This window comes from Paenibacillus sp. AD87, from assembly GCF_001659845.1.
In the GTDB taxonomy this organism is placed as follows: domain Bacteria; phylum Bacillota; class Bacilli; order Paenibacillales; family Paenibacillaceae; genus Paenibacillus; species Paenibacillus marchantiae.
Window position 1 is genome coordinate 4345932 of sequence record NZ_LXQN01000007.1, and the last position, 25840, is coordinate 4371771.

Annotated in this window: 25 protein-coding genes; 4 read left to right on the top strand and 21 right to left on the bottom strand. The window is 47.2% G+C overall.

Annotated elements, in window-relative coordinates; all coding sequences use genetic code 11:
• Positions 1–123: 123 nt before the first annotated feature.
• The 13 genes from clpP to cysT form a co-directional block, all read right to left on the bottom strand.
• Positions 124–705: an ATP-dependent Clp endopeptidase proteolytic subunit ClpP gene (gene clpP, locus gpAD87_RS19180; RefSeq protein WP_064639944.1), complete on the bottom strand. Its 582-nt coding sequence runs from the start codon at positions 703–705 to the stop codon at positions 124–126.
• Between the two features lie 17 nt (positions 706–722).
• Positions 723–1589, bottom strand: coding sequence for an RNA polymerase sigma factor (locus tag gpAD87_RS19185; RefSeq protein WP_064639946.1), 867 nt, complete (start codon positions 1587–1589; stop codon positions 723–725).
• 134 nt (positions 1590–1723) lie between these two features.
• Positions 1724–2503 (bottom strand): MBL fold metallo-hydrolase, encoded by a 780-nt coding sequence (locus tag gpAD87_RS19190; RefSeq protein WP_063564389.1) that lies wholly within the window; start codon positions 2501–2503, stop codon positions 1724–1726.
• A 157-nt stretch (positions 2504–2660) separates the two neighbouring features.
• Positions 2661–3107 carry a hypothetical protein gene (locus gpAD87_RS19195; RefSeq protein WP_064639948.1) on the bottom strand — a complete coding sequence of 149 codons (447 nt, stop codon included), beginning with the start codon at positions 3105–3107 and terminating at the stop codon, positions 2661–2663.
• Positions 3108–3162: 55 nt separating this feature from the next.
• Positions 3163–4098, bottom strand: a complete 936-nt coding sequence (locus tag gpAD87_RS19200) for an ABC transporter ATP-binding protein (RefSeq protein WP_064639950.1) — start codon at positions 4096–4098, stop codon at positions 3163–3165.
• Positions 4095–5120, bottom strand: coding sequence for an ABC transporter ATP-binding protein (locus gpAD87_RS19205; RefSeq protein ID WP_064639952.1), 1026 nt, complete (start codon positions 5118–5120; stop codon positions 4095–4097). Before gpAD87_RS19205 ends, gpAD87_RS19200 begins: the two co-directional genes overlap by 4 nt.
• Positions 5121–5249: 129 nt before the next feature.
• Positions 5250–6095 carry an ABC transporter permease gene (locus gpAD87_RS19210; RefSeq protein ID WP_064639954.1) on the bottom strand — a complete coding sequence of 282 codons (846 nt, stop codon included), beginning with the start codon at positions 6093–6095 and terminating at the stop codon, positions 5250–5252.
• 7 nt (positions 6096–6102) lie between these two features.
• On the bottom strand, positions 6103–7053 hold the full coding sequence (locus tag gpAD87_RS19215) for an ABC transporter permease (RefSeq protein WP_064639956.1): 951 nt from the start codon (positions 7051–7053) through the stop codon (positions 6103–6105).
• A 54-nt stretch (positions 7054–7107) separates the two neighbouring features.
• Complete coding sequence (locus gpAD87_RS19220; RefSeq protein WP_064639958.1) at positions 7108–8715, bottom strand: ABC transporter substrate-binding protein; 1608 nt, start codon at positions 8713–8715, stop codon at positions 7108–7110.
• 223 nt (positions 8716–8938) lie between these two features.
• Positions 8939–10003 carry a sulfate ABC transporter substrate-binding protein gene (locus gpAD87_RS19225; protein WP_064639959.1) on the bottom strand — a complete coding sequence of 355 codons (1065 nt, stop codon included), beginning with the start codon at positions 10001–10003 and terminating at the stop codon, positions 8939–8941.
• Positions 10004–10058: 55 nt separating this feature from the next.
• Positions 10059–11123: a sulfate/molybdate ABC transporter ATP-binding protein gene (locus tag gpAD87_RS19230; RefSeq protein ID WP_064639961.1), complete on the bottom strand. Its 1065-nt coding sequence runs from the start codon at positions 11121–11123 to the stop codon at positions 10059–10061.
• A gap of 1 nt (position 11124) precedes the next feature.
• A complete protein-coding gene (locus gpAD87_RS19235; RefSeq protein ID WP_064639962.1) occupies positions 11125–11922 on the bottom strand; it encodes a sulfate ABC transporter permease subunit in 798 nt (265 codons plus the stop codon).
• A complete protein-coding gene (cysT, locus tag gpAD87_RS19240) occupies positions 11919–12734 on the bottom strand; it encodes a sulfate ABC transporter permease subunit CysT (protein WP_063564398.1) in 816 nt (271 codons plus the stop codon). Before cysT ends, gpAD87_RS19235 begins: the two co-directional genes overlap by 4 nt.
• 363 nt (positions 12735–13097) lie before the next feature.
• On the opposite strand from cysT, the gene gpAD87_RS19245 reads away from it, so the two are divergent.
• The gene (locus gpAD87_RS19245) at positions 13098–13499 is read left to right on the top strand and encodes a secondary thiamine-phosphate synthase enzyme YjbQ (protein WP_064639964.1); all 402 of its coding nucleotides are present in this window, start codon (positions 13098–13100) and stop codon (positions 13497–13499) included.
• 194 nt (positions 13500–13693) lie between these two features.
• Here gpAD87_RS19245 and gpAD87_RS19250 read toward each other — a convergent pair whose 3' ends face one another.
• The 5 genes from gpAD87_RS19250 to tkt form a co-directional block, all read right to left on the bottom strand.
• Positions 13694–14296: a TetR/AcrR family transcriptional regulator gene (locus gpAD87_RS19250; protein WP_063564400.1), complete on the bottom strand. Its 603-nt coding sequence runs from the start codon at positions 14294–14296 to the stop codon at positions 13694–13696.
• 5 nt (positions 14297–14301) lie between these two features.
• Complete coding sequence (locus gpAD87_RS19255) at positions 14302–14934, bottom strand: YigZ family protein (RefSeq protein WP_064639966.1); 633 nt, start codon at positions 14932–14934, stop codon at positions 14302–14304.
• Between the two features lie 164 nt (positions 14935–15098).
• Entirely contained in the window at positions 15099–16454 is a 1356-nt protein-coding gene (locus gpAD87_RS19260; protein WP_063564402.1) for a glucose-6-phosphate isomerase, read from the bottom strand.
• Between the two features lie 186 nt (positions 16455–16640).
• On the bottom strand, positions 16641–16958 hold the full coding sequence (gene ppnP / locus gpAD87_RS19265; protein WP_053781719.1) for a pyrimidine/purine nucleoside phosphorylase: 318 nt from the start codon (positions 16956–16958) through the stop codon (positions 16641–16643).
• A 141-nt stretch (positions 16959–17099) separates the two neighbouring features.
• Entirely contained in the window at positions 17100–19142 is a 2043-nt protein-coding gene (tkt, locus tag gpAD87_RS19270) for a transketolase (protein WP_064639968.1), read from the bottom strand.
• A 433-nt stretch (positions 19143–19575) separates the two neighbouring features.
• Between tkt and gpAD87_RS19275 the strand changes: the two genes are divergently transcribed.
• Positions 19576–20076 (top strand): hypothetical protein, encoded by a 501-nt coding sequence (locus tag gpAD87_RS19275; RefSeq protein ID WP_064639970.1) that lies wholly within the window; start codon positions 19576–19578, stop codon positions 20074–20076.
• Between the two features lie 79 nt (positions 20077–20155).
• Here gpAD87_RS19275 and purU read toward each other — a convergent pair whose 3' ends face one another.
• Together purU and gpAD87_RS19285 are read right to left on the bottom strand one after the other, a co-directional pair.
• A complete protein-coding gene (purU, locus tag gpAD87_RS19280) occupies positions 20156–21049 on the bottom strand; it encodes a formyltetrahydrofolate deformylase (protein ID WP_064639972.1) in 894 nt (297 codons plus the stop codon).
• 22 nt (positions 21050–21071) lie between these two features.
• On the bottom strand, positions 21072–22199 hold the full coding sequence (locus gpAD87_RS19285; RefSeq protein WP_064639974.1) for a deoxyribonuclease IV: 1128 nt from the start codon (positions 22197–22199) through the stop codon (positions 21072–21074).
• A gap of 170 nt (positions 22200–22369) precedes the next feature.
• Here gpAD87_RS19285 and gpAD87_RS19290 point away from each other — a divergent pair, with 170 nt between their 5' ends.
• The gene (locus tag gpAD87_RS19290; protein WP_063564408.1) at positions 22370–22840 is read left to right on the top strand and encodes a DUF2621 domain-containing protein; all 471 of its coding nucleotides are present in this window, start codon (positions 22370–22372) and stop codon (positions 22838–22840) included.
• A gap of 157 nt (positions 22841–22997) precedes the next feature.
• On the top strand, positions 22998–23909 hold the full coding sequence (locus gpAD87_RS19295; RefSeq protein ID WP_064639975.1) for a TIGR01777 family oxidoreductase: 912 nt from the start codon (positions 22998–23000) through the stop codon (positions 23907–23909).
• On the opposite strand, the gene gpAD87_RS19300 is transcribed toward gpAD87_RS19295, so the two are convergent.
• Positions 23898–25814 carry a DUF6382 domain-containing protein gene (locus tag gpAD87_RS19300; RefSeq protein WP_064639977.1) on the bottom strand — a complete coding sequence of 639 codons (1917 nt, stop codon included), beginning with the start codon at positions 25812–25814 and terminating at the stop codon, positions 23898–23900. The two genes, gpAD87_RS19295 and gpAD87_RS19300, sit on opposite strands and share 12 nt — an antisense overlap.
• Between the last annotated feature and the right edge of the window lie 26 nt (positions 25815–25840).

Sequence of the window (25840 nt, forward strand, 5' to 3'; positions counted from 1 at the left end):
TGAGGTCGACACCAACCTGTCATCAAAAATATACTTCGCTATACTAGTAACATAAACAAACCCGGAAAGTCGAATGACCTTCCGGGCTACTTTGCTGTTCATCACGTATTGTTCCTTTTTTTCTTACGTACTGGATATGACCTTATCCACAAGACCATACTCGACGGCTTCCGCAGCGGTCAGGAAGTAATCTCTGTCTGTATCCTTTTCAATCCGATCCATCGGCTGTCCCGTATGATCGGCAAGCAGCTTGTTGAGGCGCTGACGGTGCTGGATAATCCGGTTGGCATGAATCAGCATATCCGAGGCCTGCCCCCGCGTTCCGCCAAGCGGCTGGTGAATCATAATTTCGCTGTTTGGCAACGCCAGCCGTTTCCCTTTGGTCCCACCAACCAGCAGGATCGTACCGAAGCTGGCTGCCATGCCTGTGCAGATCGTGGAAATGTCAGGCTTCACGAATTGCATCGTGTCATAGATGGAGAATCCGGCAGTCACGGAACCACCAGGACTGTTGATATACATTTGAATATCCTTCTCCGGGTCCTCTGCGGTCAGAAACAACAACTGGGCCACGATCGCATTGGCCATCTGATCCTCAATTTCCCCGGATACCATAATGATCCGATCTTTCAGCAAACGGGAATAAATATCATAGCTCCGCTCTCCGCGGGCTGTCTGTTCAACAACATAAGGTACCACGTTCATGCATTTTGCCTCCCGGTTTACGCAACCATGGTGACCGTATATCCTCCCCCATACGACATGGAATTCGTACCGGAGCTTGAATAACTGTACATCACTGGCTGCATCGATTGAGACGGCAGAGTCTGCTGCAAAATCGTTCCCGCCACAGCCATCGGATCATCGGTCTGATTCAGGCATAGATCAATTAATCGGGCTGTATCACCGGTGCGAAACGCTAGTAAATAGCTCCGCAGTTCCTCCCGATTTTGCTGATGCTCTTCCAATTGATCCGTCTGATCAGCATCCGTTTCGTTCAGGCTATGCCTCACTTTCGCCAGGGCAGAGCGGGCACGACTCAGGGCAGCTTTGACTGCCCCTTCCGTCGTGTCCAACAGTTCAGCAGTCTCTACCGTCGTGTATCCCATCAAATCACGTAACATATATATCGCTCGCTGCCACGGTGGCAGTTCATCCACAAGGATTTGAACAGCGGACTCAACTTCCTCGAATCGCTCTTCTTCCTCAAATTCCTGCATAAATGGCTTCATGCTTTCCAGTTTGCTTGCCAAGTTCTCACGCTTCCGTATGGTGTCAATCCAAGTGTTGCGTGCAACACGGATGAGATAGGCTTCCCAGTTCATGTCCTCTGTCATTCCCGTTCTTCGGGTAGCTGAAGAGGATAATGCTTTAACACATGTATTCTGAACCAGATCCTCCGTCTCCCAGACTGAACCAGTCAATGACATGCAATAGGCGTATAAAGAGCCCAGCAGGCTCGGAAGCGCAGCTTCAATCGTTTGCTCTAACGTATATCCGGTTTGAACACCGGAATGGCTATAGGGTTCAACCTGTTTATCATCATGTGGTCTGTTGATTCTGCAATCCACGGACTTCACAAAGGCCATGTTTGGGGCCCCCCCTTTGTTGGTTCCTGATTGATCTTGCTTCAATTCAATTGCTGTAATTGCCTTACACTATGTAAACGAAGAACCTCCGGCAAAGGATACGCTCTTCTGAATTTATTTTTAGCATTGTTGTCCTATTCTCCCAGCTTCACCTTCAGACCGGTAAGTGCCAGCGTAATCCCCTGATCCAGATCATAATTCTGGCGCACATCGACGTCGTGAGACATATGTGTAAAATAGGTCTGACCCGGCTTCAAATCCTGCAACAGCTCCTGCGCCTCAACCATATCGTACACCGAGCGTGTGGAGAATTCCGCAAGTTCATGAACAAAGCTCGTTCCAAGTACCAGCAGATCGAGCCCGTATAGCGGCTGCTTCTCCGCAGCTTTCAGATCAATGGCATCCGAGCAATACGCCCAGGTGTATCCTTCACGTTCCAATCGATACGCATACGAATAGCCATTATGACCGTGGCAAACTTTCCAGGAGTGCACCTTCCACCCACCGAGTTCGATATCCGCATCCGTTTCCAGGAAATTCATATGACGACCGAGCCATGGAAATTGACTTTGGATGGTCGCGATCACCTCCCGTGGTGCATACAACTGCCCTTTTACACCCAACCATCGACACGCATCTGCCCATTCGGGCAAGCCTCCAATATGATCAAAATGCGCATGAGTGATCAGCAGCGTCTGCACCATCCGCATCCCCTGGTCTTCCATCTGTGATCTCCAGTCCGGTCCGCAGTCAATCATGAAAGGTTCGTGCTCGCCATCACTATGAATCAAAACAGCAGCACGTTTGCGGCGATTGATCCCCGTAAGTCGGGCTTCTGTGCAAACGTCACAATCACAATACACCCGCGGAACACCCATCGCATCCCCGGTTCCCAGAAATGTTAGCTGATTCATTATGAAAGTCCCCTCTCTATCCCGGAAGCAATGCATCCCAAATTCATGTTCCATCCGATTAATGATATGTAAATTGTAATCGCCCACCTCTATTTTTGCAAAAAAAAGACCATCCCGCCGCAGTTATTCACTGCAAACGGGACAGTCTGTTGTTTCACTAAACCAAAGCCCGCAGCTTCAACGTCAGCTCTTGGCCCTCAGGTACATCTTTGGATTCGGTAATCACCCAGTTTGATGCAAGGCGTTTTGCCAGCACATCTGCCTGCTCTGGTTTTAATTTCAACCCGGTCACGATGCCTTCACCAACAGTGAAGTCTTTCTCCGGCTGTAATCCGAAGGACTTCTCCAAGTAGATCCCCAGACCACCACGAGTGTTAAAGGTAATCCGGTAGCCGTCTTTAACCGCGCCTTCCAGATTCTCGCCATGCTCATCCGCATAAGAGAAAAGATCATCATATCTGTAGTGCTCCTCAGACACGGCATCAAAAGCAGCAACATTTTTGGCCTGTATCGCTTCCAACAAAGCTGCATCCGACATGCCTTTGCTACGAGCCTGTTCCAGCCGAATGGCTGTATTTTGGGACAACTTAAACTCAGCACTCATCCAACTCACACCTTCCTGTCACTATATATCGTTATTCCATGATATTCCTAAACCATTATATCCTGTCTCGATAGCCGGATACAAAGTGTCCTGGCGAAACTTCCATCCACTCCGGTTCTTCATCCCGTCCCCGAACGGATGGATCGGTATCCCCACTATAGATCGGCGGCATCATGTTCCGCACAGTTGGATCAGGTACAGGAATTGCCGCCAGCAATGCCTGGGTATACGGATGTACCGGATTACGGTACAGTTCTTCTGTTGGTGCCACTTCCACCAGCTTACCGCGATACATCACACCGATTCGATTGGAGATGTGGCGTACCATCGACAAATCATGGGCAATGAACAAATAGGTGAGTCCCAGCTCTGCCTGCAAATCTTCAAGCATATTGACCACCTGTGCCTGTACGGACACATCCAGAGCAGACAACGGCTCATCACACAAAATGAACTCCGGGTTCACCGACAATGCACGGGCAATGCTAATCCGCTGACGCTGCCCCCCACTGAATTCATGTGGATAACGCTCCGCGTGCTCTGGTTTAAGACCCACACGGTTCATTAGGTCAAGCGCTCGCCCCTTCATCTCTGCCTTGGAAGCATAATTATGAATTTCCATGGGTTCACTTATAATCTGCAGAACATTCATACCCGGATTCAGTGAAGAATAGGGGTCCTGAAAAATCGTCTGCATCCGTTTGCGGAATGGCTTCAACTGGCGTTCATTCATTTTCGCAACATCCTGTCCGCCAAACATAATGCTTCCGTCCGTCACATCATAGAGTCTCACGATGCTGCGTCCAGTCGTTGATTTGCCACAGCCGGATTCACCAACCAGTCCAAATGTTTCTCCCTTGTGAATATGAAAACTGACGTTATCCACGGCTTTCACGACGTCTTTGCCTTTGCCAGCACCACGTACCGGAAAATGTTTTTTCAAACCACGCACGTCCAGCAGTACTTCACGCTGATCGATTCCTGTACTCATTTCTCCACCTCCTCTGACGATGCTCCTGTTTGTACTTGATGTTGTTCCCGACCTTGATCGTCCAGCAACCAGCATAGCGCTCGATGACCGGGTGCAGTCTCGGTATACGCAGGCATCTGTTTGCATACTTCCATGGCGTGTGGGCAACGTTCCATAAACGGACATCCGGTTGGCGGATGAAGCAGATTGGGCGGTGTACCTTCAATGGTTGCCAGCCGCTGGCGTCCACCTTCCTCGCCATGCTTCGGAATGGAGCGCAGCAATCCCTGAGTATATGGATGCTGGGGATGAGCGAAAATACGCTCCACTGGCCCCTCTTCCATAATGAGTCCACCGTACATCACAATCACTCGGGTACAGACCTGAGCAACGACACCAAGGTCATGCGTAATCATCAGAATGGATGTCTGCGTGGAATCTTTCAGTTCCTGCATCAGCTGTAAAATCTGTGCCTGAATGGTCACATCCAGCGCTGTCGTCGGTTCATCCGCGATCAATAACTCCGGCTTGCAGGACAGAGCCATGGCGATCATTACCCGCTGTCTCATGCCTCCGCTGAACTCGTGTGGATATTGGTCAATCCGTTCTTCCGGAGAAGGAATGCCCACTTGCCGCAGCAACTCAATCGCTTCCTTGCGTGCAGCCGACTTGTCCATTTTCCGGTGACGACGAATGACCTCTGTCATCTGTTTGCCTACACGAACCACTGGATTAAGTGATGTCATCGGGTCCTGGAAAATCATCGAGATGCGGTTGCCCCGGATTTTGCGCAGCTCCTTGTCCGACTTGGTCAGCAGATCCTCTCCACGGAACAGAATCTGACCATCCGTAATCCGGCCCGGCGACTGGATCAGCCGAATCAGCGAACGGGCGGTAACACTTTTGCCACTTCCGGACTCGCCGACCAGCCCAACTACTTCGCCTTCTTTTAACGTAAAACTCACACCCCGGACGGACTGTACCTCACCTTCCCGGGTTGCAAAGGACGTTTTCAGTTGTTTGACCGATAATAAATCTGTCATTGTATTCACCCCGTTGTTTACATGATATGGGTTGTCGATTATATAAGTTAAAGGATTAATTTCACACTGGATCACTACGCGATAAGAACAACTTCTATATTGCAAAAACATTTCACAGTAAACAATTATCTATCGCTTGTTCGCTTTGGGCTCGAAGGCTACACGGAACACATCCCCCAAGAAGTTAAACGACAGCACCGTCAGCAAAATAAACAATCCCGGGAAAATCGCCATATATGGCGCTTCACTAATAAATCCCTGTGCATCATTCAACATGCTGCCCCAAGAAGAGTTCGGTTGTTTAACACCCAGTCCGAGGAAGCTTAGTGACGATTCCATCAGAATCGCACTCGCGATGTTGATGGTTGCTGCGACAATAATGGTTGGAATAATGTTGGGAATAATGTGCTTCATGATGATCCGGCCAGGCTTTTGACCCGATACACGCGCATACAGTACGTATTCCCGCTGCTTGACCGACATCGCCTCAGCCCTGACAATCCGGGCAATATTCATCCAGCTCAGCACCCCGATAATGACAATAATCGTACCGATCCCCGGCTTCAGATAAGCGTTCAGGATCAGCATCAGGAAAAAAGATGGAATCGACATGAGCACGTCAACAATACGCATCAACGTATTATCCACCCAGCCGCCAAAATAACCACTAACCGTACCTACCAGTGTTCCCATAATAACGGCGATTGCCATCGACAGGAAACCTACGGCGAGAGACACTCGTCCTCCGTATAACGCCCGAGCCAAATAATCCCGTCCGTAATCGTCCGTACCAAACCAATGATCTGCACTTGGCTGTTGAAGCCGCTCCATCACTACAATTTCATTAGGATCATGTGGAGACAGAAACGCAAACAGGGATGCGAGCACAAAGATGCCCAATATGATGACAGCCGCAAGTCCCAGTTTCTGCTGTCGGAACTGCGTCCGTAAATTACGCCAGCGCCTTGAATTCATTTTTGTCTCACCCCGTTGTCTTGATTCGTGGATCTACCACGCCATATAAGATATCAGCTACCAGGTTTCCGACGACCAGCAGCACAGAGGACATCATCGTAATGCCCATAATAATCGGATAATCCAAACCGTGAACGGCCGAAATCCCGAGAGATCCCATTCCCGGCCATGAGAAAACGGACTCCGTAATAAACGCTCCCGCAATCAACTCCGGCAAAGACATACCGAGAATGGTGATTACAGGCAGCAGTACATTTTTGAGTACATGACGAAGCAGTACCGTTCCTTTGGTTGCCCCGTAGGCATATTGGATTTGAACATAGTCCTCTTCCAGTTGACTGATTGTATTCGAGCGAATATACCGCATGTAAACGGACACGTTCATGAAGGTCAATACGGTACATGGCAAAATGCCGTGTTTGATAATATCCCAAGCGGAGTCCATACCAACCGTTCGCATACCCATACTTGGCAACCAGTGCAGCTCTACTGCAAAGAAATAGATCAGCATCATACCGAACCAGAAGCTAGGAATTGATATCCCGATATACGAGATTAAGCTGAGTCCACGGTCAAACAGACTGTTCTGACGCGAACCTGCAATCATGCTCAGCGGAATGGAGATCAGCAAAGACAATAATAGCGATGCCCCCATTAAACCAAACGTAGCAGGCAAACGTTCAACAATCATTTCGGCAACCGGGCGATGGTTCACCAGTGAATAACCAAGGTCACCAGACAGTACATTTTTGAGCCATACGACATATTGCACGTACATCGGTTGATCAAGACCGAGGTTTTGCCGAATACGCTCCACATCTTCTGCCCCCATATTCGGGGTAACAAAGGAAAGCACCGGATCGCCCGGCGCCAGCTTGATCAAGGTGAACGATACGATGGAGATTACAAAAAGAAGAGGGATCGCTTGTGCGATCCTTCGGACAATATAGTTGTTCACATGGGCACCTCCGAATCAACGCCGGCCTCGCGGCCGGCGTTATTGGCTTGTAACTTATTTTTTATAAATTTTGGACAGATCTTCAAGCATAACGACTGGTTTCGGATTTGCATCTTCAACGCCGCCGTAAGTGTTATCCACCGCCACTACAGCTTTCGTGTAGGCGATTGGATATACAGTCATTTCGTTTGCTACCGTTTGTTGGATTTGTTTGTACAAATCACCACGTTTAGTTTCGTCAATTTGAACGGCTGCTTCATTCCACAGCTTGTCGAAATCGGCATTTTTGTAATGGGAGTAGTTGTATGCCGCATCACTCAAAAAGAGAGATTTATAAGCATCTGGCTCATAACCCATGATGTATCCACCAAAGGACAATTCAAAGTCTGTATTATTCATGTCCAATGTACGGTTACCGTAAGCCGTTCCATCCATCGGCAGCAATTCTACTTCAATACCCACGTCTTTCAGCTTTTGCTGAATGTACAGCGCTTGGCTTGTTTGTGGTTTGTTAGTGTTTGTATAAGCAAGACGCAATTTCAGGTTGCTAACGCCTGCATCAGCCAGCAATTGTTTTGCTTTTTCTACGTTGTAGTCGTATTTCTCAACATCATCCGTTTGGTACAGCGTGTCCGGTGTCAGAATGGACGGAGCCGGTTCAGCAAAATCAGCTGAGGAATACGAAGCGGTAATCAGTTCATTTTTATCCAAAGCATAAGCGATGGCTTGACGAACTTCTTTCTTTTGCATCGAAGGCACGTTCAGGTTGAACACCATGTATTGCAAGCGGCCTTCTGGGTAAGTCAGCATGTTGAATTTGCCTGTGTCGTTCAATTTGTTGTAATCCTGTGTGTCGACCATACGCATTTGAATCTCGCCGTTTTGCAAAGCCAGGTTCGCTGCATTTGGATCTTTCGCTACACGATACGTCACGCTATCCAGATGAGCTTTGCCTGCAAAGTAGTCATCAAAACGTTCCAGTGTTACGTATTCGCCCGGACGGTATTCCTTGAACTTGAACGGACCGGAACCGATCGGGTTGTTGTTTTTGTCGCTTTTCTCAATATCGGCTTCGCCTTCGAAAATGTGTTTAGGGATTGGAGAGAAAGAAACCAATGCTCCTTCGAAAGCAGCAGATACTTCCGGCAATTTGAATTCCACCGTCAGGTCATCGACCTTGGTTACTTTCACCGGTTTGCCATCAAAAACATACTGACTACGGGAAGAACTGTGCTGTTTCTCATCAAGGATGCTATCCATTGTGAACACAATATCATCGGCTGTCAGAGGCTGTCCGTCATGCCATTTCAGACCGTCTTTCAGCTTCAATGTATACGTCAGGTGATCATCAGAGAAGCTGTCGCTTTCTGCGAGCACATACGTTTTTTTGCCATCATTCACATTGAACAGTGGAGCATATAAGGATTGATCAATCGTCAACGTTACACGGTCACCCGCGTAGATCGGATTCATCACTTTAGGATCGTCCTGAACGGCAATAATGATGCTTCCTCCGTCTTTCGGTTGCCCATCATCCGTTGTTGCTGTATTTTCTGCGGTATTAGACGAAGAACTTGTTCCGTCACCGCTGCTTCCGCATGCACTCATGATTGCCACAACCAGAACCAGCATCAATGACAGCCACATTTTTTTCGATTTCATTATGATATTTCCCCTCGCTGTAATTTAACGTTCTGTTAGATAGTATAGGCAAGGATTCGACAAATTGCAATGATTTTTTCCAACTTAACCTATCGGGTTTAAATGAAATAACATTATTGTCTAGCAATGCAAAAAACCTCCAGCTCACGTTGTATCGTGAAATGAAGGTTTGAATGACAATTCATCTTCTGAAATTCAATAACAGGATGATACTCGTACGGGCTTACAACCCGGCTAACACCTGGTACCATACGCCTCGTTTGGAATATAGTGTACTGCGTACCTTGTCCCATCCGCCGAGGTAGTTAATATCGAACAGACCTTCAGGCGTTGGGAACGAGGACTTCGTCTCTGCAAACACTTCAGAGTCTACCGAACGGAAACCATGCTTGGCAAAAATGCGCTGTGCTTCCGGTGTTCGTAGATAGGCTACAAAAGCCTCCGCCAATTCACGATTGCCATGCTTACCTGCATATTTGTCCACGACAACTGCCGGATTTTCAATCAGGATCGTGTTTTTGGGAACCACGATGTCATAATTTACACCCTTGGCAATCCGGGCAAGCAATTCATTTTCATACGTGACGATAACGTCACCCACGCCATATTCGAAAGCCGCCATGGAGGATCGACCACTCTTATCCAGTGACTCGACATTCTCATGTACTTTTTCCAGAAAAGCTTTGGCCACGGTAGGATCTTTCTTGCCTTGCTCCTTCTCAGATAACTTCAACCCTGCACCATAGATGGCATTAATGTCCCACTGTGCTCCGCCTGACGTCTTGGGATTAGGATAAAGCACTTTAACACCCGGCTTGGTTAAATCTTCAAAATCACGAATCCCCAGCGGGTTGCCTGCTCTTGTACCCAGAACTACAATCGAACGGGTGATCATGCCTTTATTCGGAGCCTGCTTCCAATTGGAGCTGACCAGATCGGCTTTGACCAGCTTGTCGATATCACTTTCCATCGCCAGAAGCGCAACATCAGCTTCGAATCCACCAACAATGGCTCTGGCTTGTGTGCCAGAAGCTTCATAGGATTCCTGAAAGTGAACCGTCTGTCCGGTCTTTGCCTTCCATTCTTCCTGAAATTTGGGCAGCAATTCTCCGACGGCGTCTTTGGCTACACTGTAAGCACCGATTACCAGCGTATTGGATTGGTCGTCCTTCGAGGTTCCGTTCTGTCCGCTCACATCTTCCTGCTTGCTACATCCAACGGTCATGCAGACGAGCAGAAGTATGAGGACAACATATAAAGGGTTGAATTTCTTCTTCCTCGTCTGCATGGGCAGCCCCTCTTTTCCAAAAATAAGGATCATTCCTGAATCAAGTGATCTTCGATTAGATGATGACCGGCATTGGATCTTCCTTCAATCGGTTCTCAACAACCCAGCTATGGGTATCATTGAACAGATATGCCCGATGCACGAGCACCCGAATCTGTTGGCCGACTTGCAGCGTTGTTTTCTCCAGGGATCGATACGTAATGAGTTTATGGCCCTCAACTTCCACTTCCACCATCCATTCACTTCCACGGAAATGAAGGTGTTTGACTGTACCCTTTTCAGTAGCGGACAGCATGCTAAACTCGTTCTTCAAACCGATCTCGATATACTCAGGCCGGATCAATGCACGTGTGCGCTCTCCTTCCACCGCATGTTCGAAGCCCTTAAGCTGTGAAGCGTCTTCCACAACGGTAGATTCCCCGATAAATGTGGCAACAAATGGCGTCTCTGGATTTTTGTAAATGTCCCATGGCGTACCCTTCTGCTCCAAGCGCCCTTGGCTGATAATCATGATTTCGTCGGCAACTTCAATTGCTTCATCCTGGTCGTGGGTTACAAAGATCGAAGTGATGCCTACCCGCTCAATCAGCTCTCTCAGCCATGAACGCAATTCCTGACGGATCTTGGCATCAATGGCGGCAAAAGGTTCATCCAGCAACAGCAGCTGTGGTTCCGGAGCTAATGCTCTGGCAAAAGCGACACGCTGACGCTGTCCACCAGACAACTGATGTGGATAACGCTGTTCGAAACCTTTCAGCCCCGTCAATCCCACCAGCTCCATGACCCGATCACGAATCTGGGCTTTGGGTGTCTTTTTAACCTTGAGTCCAAACGCGATATTATCAAATACCGTCATATGTTTGAACAAAGCATAGTTCTGAAATACAAATCCGATTCCCCGCTCCTGCGGAGGCAGATGGTTTACGACTTTTCCGTGAAAACGAATCTCTCCGGAACCCGGATTCTCCAGCCCTGCCAGCATACGCAGAATGGATGTTTTTCCACCTCCGCTGGGTCCCAGCAAACCGATTAGGTGGCCTTTGGCAATATCGAACGAGACATCTTTTACCGCATGAAAATCACCGAAATGTTTGTTCAGATCACGGACTTCCACATGCATCTCAATGCACTTCCTTTCGCTTCTTGGCCCATTCCATCATAAGCAGCAGCCCGACGGAAAAGGTAACCAGTACCAATGCCACACCATTTGCGGCAGCTACGTTAAAATTCTCTACATCCTGATATACAAGCGTTGTTGCCGTCTGCGTTTTGTTCATAATGTTACCCGATACAACCAGCACTGCACCGAATTCCCCAAGCGAGCGGGCAACCGTCAGCACAAGACCGTATACAACCGCCCAGCGGATGGAAGGCCAGGTAACACTCCAGAACGTTCTCCAGCCATATGCACCAAGCGTTGACGCAGCCTCTTCCTGCTGAGATCCAAGCTCCTGCAAGACAGGCATCACCTCTCGGACCATCAGTGGAAAAGTGACAAACAACGTTGCAATGACCATACCCGGGAAGGCATACACCACATTAAATCCAATTCCTTCAAAAAAAGCGCCCATAATGCTGTTGGGACCCAGCAGTAGTACAATCATCAATCCGCCAATGACTGGCGATACGGCATAGGGCAGATCCACAATGCTGTTCAGCAGCCCTTTCACCCGGTCACTCAGCCATCCGGCGCGAACCAGATAGATGGCCATCATAACGCCAAACAATGTATTTAACAGCGTGACGACAAGTACAACAAGTCCTGTCATCATCAAGGCATGCAGCGCCTCAGGGCGCAACAGCCCATCCAGGAATCCTCCTGCCCCGTCTTCAAATGCACCAATAAAAATACGTCCAAGCGGGATGATCAGCAGTACAATGAACACCGCAAACGTCAGTCCGATTAATAGTCGCCTCATCGTCTTCTCCCCCGCATCTGCACCAGATTAATGAGCCAGAGGATCAGGAAGGAGAGTGTTAAGAGCAGTACGGACACGGCCGCGGCACCGGTTGGATTGTCACTTTCGATCTCGCCGTAAATAAATACGGAAGCCGTCAATGTTCTTCCCGGAATATTGCCTGCCACCAGCACAACAGCCCCGAATTCGGCCAGTGCTCTGGAGAATGCGAGCATTCCCCCACTAATCATGCCCGGAGCCATGGACGGAAGAATGACCTGCCTGAATGTGCGCGCCTTCGATGCTCCCATTGTGTAGGATGCCTCTTCCTCTGAAGGATCGATCTCCTCAAGCAAAGGCTGCACCGCACGGATAACAAATGGAAACGTAACAAAGGTCATTGCGATCACAATCGCAGGCTGGTGAAACACAATTTCAAACCCCATGGATTCCGCCAGTTTGCCAATGGCACTGATTGGACCCAGGAGTAGCATAATCATCAGGCCACCAACGGCTGTTGGAAGAGCAAAAGGAAGATCTACCAGACTGTTAAGGAACGACCTCCCAAAAAAGCGATAACGTGTCAGCACCCAGGCAATCATGGTTCCCAAAATGACGTTAATCACCGTAGCTATAACAGCCAGCCGGATCGTTAACAGCACGGCTTTCCATGCAATTGGGTCCATAATGCTTTGGATAAAGTTGCTCCATCCTTCAGAGAAGGAATTGACGTACACACCGATGATTGGAAGTACAATGAGTACGATAAAATATAGCAATACGGTACTGCGGAATCCCCAAGTCCATCCCTTGTGACGAAGAACGGTATTCATTGCTGCATTCCCTCCCAGCCTCCGGTTCTATGTCCGGTCGGCAGTCTTCCTGCTTTGGTACAACCATTTTCCTAAGTTGGATTTTATTACTTTAATATTATTCCCATTAGTCTACTTGGTTTTTGCTTATCTGATACTTTACCAGTTTGCAGTGCTAATCGTCAATGCTTTTATTGAATAAAATCGGCGTACCTATGAGATGGATTTTATAAAAATCACACTGCCTACTACACGGCCAGAACAACCATCCTATCGCTGTTATCCCCAGATTTCTTTGATCCCCTTTATCTAAGTGGTTTGTTCGGTATGTAATGGTTAAGGTACAATCTAGAGGAACAATTTGGAGCAAAGGAGTGGAGTAATATGTTATATACGAAGAATTTATCGACATCCCGACGGGATGAGATGAAGGATATTACGCGAGAGGTGGAGCAGGTTGTCCGTGACAGCGGTGTGCAAAATGGGACTGTATTGATTTATTGTCCACATACGACAGCAGGCATTGCAATTAATGAAAATGCAGACCCGGATGTCAAACATGACGTGCTGCTTCGTCTAAACGAAGTATACCCCTGGGAACATCCCGAATATCGGCATGCTGAAGGAAATACGGCTTCTCACTTGAAATCGATCACAACCGGACCATCACAAACGGTGATTATACATGAGGGCAGATTACTGCTTGGCAGATGGCAGGGCATCTATTTTTGCGAATTTGATGGTCCTCGTCACCGGGAATATTTCCTTAAAATCATGGAAGGTTAGACTCATTTCAACCCCATTTCTAATGATTTGCCATTGAATGAAATAAAAAAACAAACAGGCGGCCCACCCTATTCTAGGGATGTAACCCGCCTGTAATGATCTTCTTCGCGTAAAAACTTTCGCGAGACAACGTTATAAAGAATTAATGTTATGACAATTCACCGCCCTGAAGTGTGGAGTGCGACAAAAGCGCCTTATTGGACGCCAGGCTGGTGTTGGAGATTACGGCAGAGTACTTTGACATGAGATAACGCAGCCGATTCAATCTCTGCAAAGGTTAAACGGTCCTGAATATAATACGATATGAATCCGTGCATGGACAAAAACAGCGTACGTGGTACACATTGAATATCCTCTTCCGTACAGCCCTCTTCATTCATGTATTGCCGAATAATGGAGGCGAACAATTCAAAGCATCTTCCTTGCTCCGTACGACAATACGATAGCAATTCCTCATCCCGAATCATGAACATAATCTCGTACTGATACGGATTCTCCAAACCAAAACGAATAAACTCCATCATGATATGTTCCACCTTGCTCACGCCGCCCATGACTGGCCTGACCATGGCTTGCAGCAGCAAATGCCCCAGATGATTGAAATCTTCAACCACGATGGCATAAAACAGCTCTGCCTTTTCCTTAAAATGATAATACAGCGACCCATGACTATAGCCTAGATGCTGGCCGATGCTTCGCATCGAAATGGCACGGTATCCTTTGGTAATAAAAAGATGCCTTGCCGCCTCCAGTATCCGCTCCCTCGACAACTCCTGTTCGACTGCTCTTCTAGCCATATATTTTATTCCCCTTCAATAAAATAAAGCCGCTGTCCCTCCGTGATCCGGGATTGCCCTTGCGTCAAATCTGTGATCCAGGCCACAAATGCCTCGGTTTCACTATCCGGCGGAAGACAAGTCAACGTAACCTTATCGGTGAACCCAGTTTCACCTGTACGGACTTCCCGGCTCCTTAATTCATTTTCCACTTTGCCCAGCCATGTGTAATCCAGTTCAACAAACACTTCACGATGGAACACTTTGGTAATCGCTTCCCCGGCTTCTATGGCTGCAACTGCTCCATCCGTATAAGCGCGAATTAACCCACCTGCTCCAAGCATAATTCCTCCAAAGTAACGTGTAACAACGATAGCCACATTCTTCAATTGCTGATTTTTGATGACTTCAAGAATCGGTTTTCCAGCGGTTCCGCTTGGTTCGCCATCATCGGATTGCTTCTGGATCTCATCCCGCTCACCAATCATATACGCCGAGCAGTTATGAGTAGCATTCCAATGTTTTTTCTTGATTTCATCAATAAAAGCGTTGGCTTCTTCTTCTGTCGTGACCGGCATAATATGACCGATAAATCGCGACTTTTTGATTACAATTTCCAGATTGCCCGGTCCTCGAACCGTGCGATAACGTTCAATCATCCCTATCCAACTTTCCACCAATTTGATCCATTTTACAAGAAAGCAGTTCCCCGCGCGCACGCGGACGAACTGCCTTGGTTTAACATCCGGGAAACCATTGCTTCACAATGACTCCCCGAATGTAATTACATTACCTTATTTAACTATATGAGCAGACCGATGAATTATTCAGAAAGTCTCGCTTCCAGCGCTGCTTTCTCTTCTTCAAAGCCTGGTTTGCCCAGCAAAGCGAACATATTTTTCTTGTAAGCTTCCACGCCTGGTTGGTCAAATGGATTGACTCCTAGCAGGTAACCACTAATGCCGCATGCTTTTTCAAAGAAGTATACCAGATATCCGAAAGAATATGGAGACATATCTGGAATGTTCACAATCAAGTTTGGTACTTGACCATCTGTGTGTGCAAGCAGTGTTCCTTGGAACGCTTTTTTGTTAACAAAGTCCATTGTTTTACCTTCAAGGAAATTCAGACCATCCAGATCATCCGGGTCAGCTTGGATAGAAATATGCTCCGATACTTCAGCAACCTGAATCACAGTTTCGAAGATGTTCCGGCTACCCTCTTGAATGAATTGACCCATAGAGTGCAAGTCAGTCGAGAAATCAACGGATGCAGGATAAATCCCTTTATAGTCTTTACCTTCACTCTCTCCGTAAAGCTGTTTCCACCATTCGGATACAAAGTGCAAGGATGGCTCGTAGTTCACGAGAATTTCTGTTCCTTTACCTTTGCGATACAGTGCGTTACGAACAGCTGCATATTGATATGCTTCGTTCTCAGCTACGTTCGGGTTGCTGTATTCTTTAGAAGCGTCAGCCGCACCTTGCATCATTTCTTCAATGCTGATGCCAGCTGCTGCGATTGGCAACAAACCTACAGCCGTCAGAACGGAGTAACGTCCACCTACATCATCCGGGATAATGAAGGATTCATAGCCTTCTTCATTCGCCAGTTTTTTCAGTGCGCCGCGCTCTTTATCTGTCGTAGCATAGATACGTTTGCGAGCTTCTTCTTTACCGTATTTTTTCTCCAGTGCTGCACGGAAGATACGGAAAGCAATGGCTGGCTCCGTTGTTGTACCGGATTTGGAGATAACGTTAACGGAGAAGTCTTTGCCTTCAACCAGATCCAGCAAATGAGTTACATACGTGGAGCTGATGTTGTTTCCTGCAAAGTAGATTTCAGGCGTTTTGCGTTTGTCTTTAGGCAGGTTGTTGTAGAAAGAGTGCGTAAGCATCTCAATCGCTGCACGTGCACCAAGGTATGATCCACCAATACCGATGACGATCAGTACTTCGGAATCGCTTTGGATTTTAGCAGCCGCTTTTTGAATACGGGAGAACTCTTCTTTATCATAAGCGGTAGGCAGGTCGATCCAACCCAGATAATCCGATCCGGTTCCCGTTCCGTTGTGGAGCTGCTCGTGAGCCAAACGAATCGGTTCAGCGAAATAGTCCACTTCATGTTGATTGACGAATTGCAGGGCAGTGCTGTAGTCAAACTTCACTTTTTTTGCCATGATCTATAAAACCTCCTGATATCGGTAGCGTATTTTTTTCCGTTTTCCATTCTAAACAACTTAGCCTAAGGATACTTCAAATCCACAGGGCTGACAAGCTTGTAGCACGAACTTTGTCGTTAGAGTTTAAGAAGCAAAAAGGGTTAACCGAATCCGCGAGTCGCGGTTCTGGTTACCCTTCTTGTATTATTCCGCCGGGTACGAACAGCAGTAGTCGGTAACGCTGCGTATCTCCAGTTTAAATTTGGATTCGGCAGGCACGTGGAACGTAGCTTGACCTTGAATCTCTTGCCAATCTTCTTCTCCGGGAAGTAATACTCTCAGATCGCCGGACAGAATTTCCATAATCTCACGGGAATCTGTACCGAACTCATAACTGCCTGGAAGCATAATGCCCAGAGTCACCTTGCTGCCATCCCCCAAAATAACCGTTCTACTAGTTACCTGGCCCTCATAATAAATGTTGGCCTCTTTCACTACACTGACTTGATCAAACTGTGACATGCGTACCCGCTCCCCCTGAAGTTAATCAAAACAAAAGGCAAAACAGATCAGGGCGGTTGCCCGCCCATTCTCTGCCGGAAATCACTTGCTGCTCGGCAGGACAGAAATTAAACTGTCCCTCCTGCAGCATTTTTCAAGCTATTACAGCAATGCTTTTACGCGACTAACCACGTTTTCCACAGTGAAGCCATACTCTTGGATAACACGGTCGCCAGGCGCGGATGCACCAAATGTGTTGATTCCGAGAATGTCGCCTTGGTCGCCGACATATTTTTCCCAACCCATTGGGTGAGCCATTTCAATCGCCAGACGCGCTTTAACATCTGGAAGCAGGACGGATTCTTTGTATGCTTTGTCCTGTTTCTCGAACAAATCCCAGCTCGGCATGCTGATTACACGAACTTGGATGCCTTGTTCAGCAAGTGCTGCTTGAGCTTTGACAGCCAGTTGCACTTCGGAACCTGTCGCGATGATTTGAGCAACAGCTTTGCCGTCTTTTGCATCAGAGACAACATACGCACCACGTTTCACATTCTCACGTGAACCTTCAACGGTACCTTCCAGAATCGGCAGGTTTTGACGAGTGAGTACGAGTGCAACCGGATTGCTCTTGTTCTCAAGCGCGTAAGCCCATGCTGCAGAAGTTTCATTACCGTCAGCCGGACGAATAACTGTCAGGTTAGGAATGATACGCAGGGATGCCAATTGCTCGATTGGTTCGTGAGTAGGACCGTCTTCACCAACAGCGATACTGTCGTGAGTCAGGACGTACGTTACAGGCAGACCCATCAGGGCAGCCAGACGAACAGCTGGACGCAGGTAGTCTGTAAATACGAAGAATGTACCTCCGAATACTTTCACACCACTGTGCAGTGCCATACCGTTCATTGCTCCAGCCATACCGAATTCACGGATACCGAAGTAGATGTTGCGACCGGAATAATCTTCAGGTGAGAAGTTCTCCAGGTTGTTCAAGTGAGTCATTGTGGAGCTTTCAAGGTCAGCAGAACCACCTGTCAGTTGTGGCACGTTATGAGCCAAACCGTTCAGTGCATTACCGGATGCTACACGAGTGGATACAGCTTTGTCTGTTGCTGCATATTTAGGCAGATCGCGATCCCAACCTTCTGGAAGGTCGCCATTGATTGCCGTTTCGAATTGAGCTGCCAGCTCAGGGAATGCTTTTTTGTACTCAGCAAATTTCTCGTCCCATGCTTTGTTTGCAGAGATACCACGATCTTTCACTTGTGCAAAGTGTTCGCGAACTTCAGTTGGAACGTGGAAATCTTCCTGGTAAACCCATTTGTAAAACTCTTTAGTCAATTTAGCTTCGTCTGCACCCAGTGGAGATCCGTGAGTACCGCCGTGGCCGCCTTTACCTTGTTTGTTCGGGCTACCGTAACCAATTACAGTTTTAACTTCAATCAGTGTAGGACGAAGCGTATCTGCTTGACCTTCTTCAATTGCTTTTTGGATTGCAGGCAGATCGTTACCATCTTCAACGCGCAGCACTTGCCAGCCATAAGCTTCAAAACGCTTCGCGATGCTTTCAGAAGAAGACAGGTTCAATTTACCATCCAAAGTGATGTCATTGGAGTCGAACAACATGATCAATTTGCCCAGGTGCAAACGTCCAGCCAGGGAAGCTGATTCATGGGATACGCCTTCCATCAAGTCACCGTCACCACAGATTGCGTAAGTGTGGTGGTCGATTACGTTGAATTTGTCTTTATTATATGTTGCGCTCAGTTGAGCTTCAGCCATAGCCATACCTACAGCCATTGCAATACCTTGGCCCAGTGGTCCAGTTGTTGCGTCAACGCCTGCAGTATGTCCGAATTCCGGGTGACCCGGAGTTTTGCTTCCCCACTGGCGGAACTGTTTCAATTGTTCCATAGGCAGGTCATACCCGCTCAGGTGAAGCAAGCTGTACAGCAACATGGAGCCATGTCCTGCGGACAGAACAAAACGGTCCCGGTTAACCCAAGTTGGGTGGTCCGGGTTATGTGTCATCGTTTTTGCAAAAAGTTGGTACCCCATTGGAGCGGAGCCCATAGGCATTCCCGGGTGTCCGGAATTTGCCTTCTCGATTGCATCAATCGCCAGTGTACGTACGGTAGTGATCGACAGGTTGTCGATGGTGTTGTTCTCTTCCTTTTGAATCGCTTCGTTCTTGTCAGTCATGGTTTGTCCTCCTCATGTCTTTAGATAAGTCGGGTTGCGCAAGCGAATCCCTCTCATCATACAAGCAAACCGAATTTCACAATAAGTGAATCCGCTTGAGTGTTTCATTTTGACTTATTCACTTTTGTATTGTATCACTTGGCGTGAAGGTTTTCCATAACCTTCTTTTAGAAGATCGGGAAAATTCGGCTGTTTATGACGAGGGATTTGTTTCCAGTTGCGCAAAAAGAGTGTCATACTGAGCATTTCAGCATATCTTCTAGCTCAGCCAGCATCGCAAATCCATCGGATGAAGTATAACCTTTAAGCGGAAAACCATACTCTTTTTAGATATCGAAGTTGATTTTGCATATAATGGTCCTTGATCATGATTGGAAAAATCGGACTTTTGTGCACATCAGGCTGTACTTCATATGGAAAGGAGGATTCGCATATGCCGGAACATTTGGCTAAGTCACCAAAATCGCTAAAACACATATTACCCTGGAAAGCCGGGGTTTTAACAGGTCTTACATCCGGACTGGTGCTCGGGTTCTTTTTAAAGGCTATTCAGACTTACACTGGTGAAAAAGTCTATACCTTGCTGCTGAACATTGATTTTGTTCCATGGCTTCCGCCCACGCTACCTGAGTTCATTGAATTTGGGCTGCATCTTATCGTTTCCATAATCATTGGCAACTTCTACATATGGTGGATTCAGCGTTCAGGTCATCCGATATCCAAAGGCGTCCTGATCGGCGCTCTCTCTTCCCTGCTGTATATCCCACTCTCCCAGCTGTCGAGTCGTGTGCCTGATCTATATGATATAAAAGCGATACTTTACTGGCTGACAGGGCATCTGTTATTTGGCGTGGTCGTTGGTTGGTGCGGTCATGTATGGAAGCACAGCCAGAAGCACAGCCAAAAAGGCGATCCCCCATTCAGACACGAATAGGGAACCGCCTTATCTTTTTTTCGGAATAGAACTGAACTGTATCTTCCGAATCAACCTTGCGCAGTATTAAAGCATTAGCTTAAAACACAACGGTTTTATTTTCATGAACCAGCACACGGTCTTCAACATGCCATTTAACGGCACGAGCAAGAACTACACGCTCAATGGTACGCCCAATACGTTTCAACTCAGTTACATCATCCCCGTGGCTTACACGCTGAACGTCCTGCTCAATGATCGGTCCACCATCCAGCTCTTCCGTAACATAGTGAGCTGTCGCACCGATAATTTTGACACCTCGGTTGTACGCTTGGGCATACGGTTTACCGCCGACAAAGGCAGGCAGAAACGAGTGATGAATGTTAATAATACGATTGCGGTAATGCTCAATGAACATCGGGGAAATGATCTGCATGTAACGCGCAAGAATAATCACGTCGATATCATTACCAATGACGTCCAACTGACGTTGTTCCGCTTCCTTCTTCGTATCCGCTGTAACCGGAATATGATGATAAGGAATGCCGAATGATTCTACATAGTCCTTCATATCCAGATGGTTGCTCACGACAAGCGCGATGTCTGCATCCAGATCGCCAGCCTGCCATTGCCACAACAGCTCAACCAGACAGTGATCCTCCTTGGATACAAAGATGGCAAGTTTCTTCTTGCGGCTAACCGCAGAAAGACTCCAATCCATTTTGAAACGGTTTGCCACTTCGTCGAAATCAGCTTCCAGCTTAGGCAGGTTCAACGATAATTGTGGAAGATCGAACTCGATCCGCATAAAAAACATGCCGCCAGCCGGGTCCATTGTGTATTGGTCCGACTGTACAATGTTTGCACCATGCTGGTGCAAGAAATGGGATACTGCAGCAACAATTCCCGGTCCATCCGGACAGGAAATGAGCATCCGCGCCCGATCGGCGCGGTTTTTAACATCAGAACGTACTTGTTTAGCGTGAATCTCCATCGGGTTATTTTTCCTCCTTCAACTAGGCCGTGACAAAAATTTCTTTGCCTGCAAGCCAGGCGATCAAACGTTGATTCAGTTGTTCTTCATTCAAATGTGGGAACAATGCGGCTTCAGCTACGAGGTCATACAGACGTTCCAACGGCTCGCGTGGGTCAGCTTTCTTCGCTTTGGCATCATTTTTGAGCAATGTCCAGATATCCAGAACATATGAACGGGACTCAATTTCTTTTCCTTTGAAGAAATGATGCAGCTGTTCCACTTCTGTCAGGAATTCGGGACCAAATCGACCAGCAACATCCCCGCGAAGCAATGCAATCTCTGCTTCATACATAGGACGTTGAGTTTTGGCCTCTTTGCCAATCCAAGGCGTTTCCAAAATAAATGGACGTCCCTGAAGAGCCTCGTGATGCACGATACGGTTAATAGCCTCAAAACCAATCCAGCCGGAGCCAATCGGTGTATGACGGTCCTTGTGCGCACCCACAGGGTTCTTACTATCATTAATATGCATTACGGCAATGCGGTCAAGCCCTACCGTACGATCAAATTGTTCAAGAACACCGTCCAGGTCGTTCACGATATCATAACCCGCATCGTGAATGTGACATGTATCCATACATACAGTAAGGCGTTCATTGTGTGTGACCTTCTCCATGATTTGAGCGATCTCTTCAAAGCTGCGGCCCATTTCAGTTCCTTTGCCAGCCATCGTTTCCAGAGCGATATTCACATCCGTCTCTTTCACACCGTCTAGCACTTCATTCAAACCTTCAGCAATACGTCCGATGCCGTAGTGAGCATCCTTGTCCGTAAATGCGCCGGGATGCAGCACGATATTTTTGACACCAATCGCATGTGTACGACGAATCTCTTCCTGAAGGAAACTTACGGCCAGCTCATACGTGTTTTCTTTGTATGATCCGAGGTTAATAATGTATGGCGCATGGACAACGATATCTTCCATTCCGCCCTCTTGCATCGCAAGCTTGCCTTCCTCAATAAACATGGACTCAATAGGCTTGCGACGGGTATTTTGCGGTGCACCCGTATATATCATAAACGAACTGGAACCGTACGAGGACGCTTCCTTCGTTGCACTCAATAATCCCTTGTCCGAAAAGGACACATGGGAGCCGATTTTAAGCATCATTAATCCCCCTTTTTCTGAATTATCCCTTATTCTAACGCGATTATCGAAATAAATCTAGAAATGCGCTATAATTCGGGATATAGGCTATTTTTTACAGCTGTAATTTGGAACATGGGTGGGCGGAATCCGTCTTTCCGTGAAAATCAATAAACCGAGGTGACTCCGCAATGATTTTCGGCTCCTACGCTTGGACGTTGACTAGTAGTTCCCCCAGCAATTGGTTTATGAACACGATCGCATTCTGGACCGTTCTTTTGCTTGGAAGTATGTGTGTTGGCGGATTTTTTATGATGCGCAAGTTTTTGAAAGTGCTTCCGAAGGCAGACGGGAAGTCGAAACTCGATTGGCAGAACCATTGGGTTGAAACCAGCCGTCATTTATGGACAGATGAAGCAAAAGCTTTTCTCGACCAGCTTGTGGAGCCTGTTCCTGGCCCATTTCGAGATATCGCCAAACATTCCATTGCAGCAGAAATCGGAAAAATTGCGTACGAAAATAATGCACCTGAAGTATCCAGAGATCATTGCATTAAAGGATACATTATAGCCACACCGAAGCGGGATAATAAGTTTCTGGTGAAATTTCTGGAGAAGAACCAAATTGACTATTCGCCTTATAAACATTTGATGAATAAATAGAAAATGGAATACAGCCGAACATGTATTAGGCTTACATATTTGCAAACATGCTCCGTCAGGTAAGTCATTCCCAGCAAGGCAGTGCTTACCGCCCGGGGCTGTTTGTCGATCCAATATTACATGTCAGCATAGTCAAAATAACAAGGAGGTCGCCAAGATGAAGATTGCGATTTGCGGAGGTACCGGTTTTGTCGGAGGAGCGCTCGTTGATTACTGGCTTCAGGCAGGCCATCATGTGAAAGTTATTACACGTAAATTGCCGAATTTACATAATCCCAGCCAAAACCTTACTTATATCTCATGGGAAGAGGTAGAGGAACAGCCTCATTTGCTGGAAGGAATGGATGCCTTGGTGAATCTCGCCGGAGAAACGTTGAATCAACGTTGGACAACCAAAGCGAAACTGGAGATCGTTGAATCCAGAGTGACTACAGTAGCGCGCGTAGCCAAATTGATAGATTCGTTGGAACACAAACCGGAGGTTGTCGTACAGGCTTCTGCCATGGCGATCTATGGGACCTCTCCCACAGAAACATTTGATGAGAGTAGTCCTCAAAAATCGGTGAATTTCCCATCCCGCGTTTCTCAACAATGGGAAGTTGCTGCTGATGCCATCAAACATGTGAGACTCGTGAAAATCCGCGTTAGCCTCGTGCTTGGTCATAAAAAAGGTGCCTTTCCATTAATGAAACTGCCTTATATGCTTGGTGTTGGGGGCAGGGTGGGAAGTGGCAAACAGTGGACCAGTTGGATTCATATTATGGATATTGTGCGTTTGATTGATTTCACGATCCAAAATAAAGAAATCTCCGGTCCGGTGAACGCCTCTTCGCCGAACCCAGTTACCAACGATGAATTCGGACGTACGGTAGGCAAAGTGTATCATCGTCCGCACTGGTTCCCTGTACCCGGAATTCTGATCAAAACACTGGTCGGTGAACTCTCTGTCGTGCTGCTTCAGGGACAGCGGGTTATCCCACAAAAAGCGTTGGATCACGGATTTCAGTTCACCTTCCCTACATTAACCGATGCATTGGAAGATCTAAAACACCGGGGTCTATCCGACTGATCGATACGTGTAAACAGACTCAGCCAACGTAAAGGTATCTCCATCTTCCAGTGGATATTCTTTGTACGGAGCAAGAACGTCGCCTTTGAGAATGGTTCCATTCACAGAACCCAAGTCCTTAATAACATAGCCGGATTTGTTCCGGCTCAATTCCACATGAGCACGGGACACACCGGTTGCTGAATCTACCCACTGGACCATGTCCGCCGATCGGCCAATAACAAACGATGCTCCACGGACATCCATCCGTTCATTTTTGTCCCCTGTTGCTGATCTGCGTTCAAGATAAAAAGAAGGTACTACTGAACCTGCTCCTGCAATGCTTCCTCCAGCAACATTTTGCAAGTTTACAGTTGCATCAGCCGCCGCATTGTGACGGATGAGCTCCGATGTTGCATCCACGGCTTCGACAGTATGCTGAACAAAAGGTTCATCAGATACTTCAGATGGTACATGTAGATTTTGAAAGCGAGAATTCCCTGCTACAGATGACCTAGATTCAAAAGAATGCCCCCGTCCTGATTCAGAACTTTGCATATCACCAGAGCTCTGTTGACTCGTGTAACCTTGTCCATAGGTGTTACCTTCTGGTGACATTTCAGATGCATTCCAACGCCAGCTCTCCTGAAACATCTCTTCTTCGCTTTCTTTCTGCTTATCTTTGCCTCTTCCCAAGCCAAAAAAAGCAGATTTCTTATTGGTAGAGCCCTCTTGTAATTCGCCATCTGTATATTCTTCATTCGGCATCTTTTTGCTTAGCAAATTGGATTTCAAATTTTCGAATTTCCCTTTGGTCACCCATGCCCAACCCGCGATCCCAAGCAACCCAGCACTTAATGCTGCAGATAGAATCATTTGTGTCTGCCCTGGTTGTTCCATATAGATGAATCTCCATACCAGCGCCATGGCAATCATACAGCCCAGAATGATATAGGTCGTTTTGGAAGAATCCTGCTTCTTGTCCTTCTCATCCTTTTCCATATCATCGTCCTGTATTGAATCAAACGTTTGGAGCTGTGACGGATTTTCAGCACCTTTCGCTTGCAATGAGGACTCTATCAGTGAACGTCTGCCGGAAAATCCTGAAAAGGGTTTGTTAAGTGGTTTTTCATCCTCCGTTCTAGATATCCTCGGTAGATGATTTGATTTCAACTGCTGCCCAGCTTCGCCATTTCGATCCAACTGACGATACTGATCTTGCCCATTTCTATTGGAAAATAGATCATTTCCCTGCTCTGGAACTGCAGAAAGTGGCATCCCAAATTGACTGTCAATTGTGCCGGATGACCCGCGTGAAGACATAAACGATGCCTGGCTTGAACCACTCTGCTCATCTGCATATAATTCAAGCAAAAGTTCACGCAGTTGTCTGATATCCCATTGTTCACTGTCACATAGTTGAAGGACACGCTGAATTCCTTCGCCCTGAAGTTCCTGAACATGGGCCATTAGCCTAATAACCAGTTCGCGGAATTGCTGAGGGGTCGGATCGACCTCAACTGCATCGATAATCGGGATGTATACCAAACCAAGTTCTCCCAGTTCAAGTGAACCATTAATGAATATGTACTCTTCCTGAATCTGTAGTTGGCGTGAATCCAACATATATTGTCTACATTCCGTAAACGTATCTGCCAGCTGAAACAATAGACCATACAACACACGCAGCTTCATTTTTCCTGATTTCAACATTTGAGGTAACATCTTATATCCCGAAATATCATATTGTAACGTTACATTTCGGTCTACCTCTCGAAAATGAACGGGAAGAAGACGGGGAATTTGATTGGAAGACAACATACCCATCTGTACACGGCTCAGTTCGTCCATTCGCAGCCCTTCCGCTTTCTCCAAAACCATAAATGATCCGCCGTTTCGAATGAAATCTCTCGTTAATCCATACATGCCAATCCTCTCTTTCCATTGCTTAG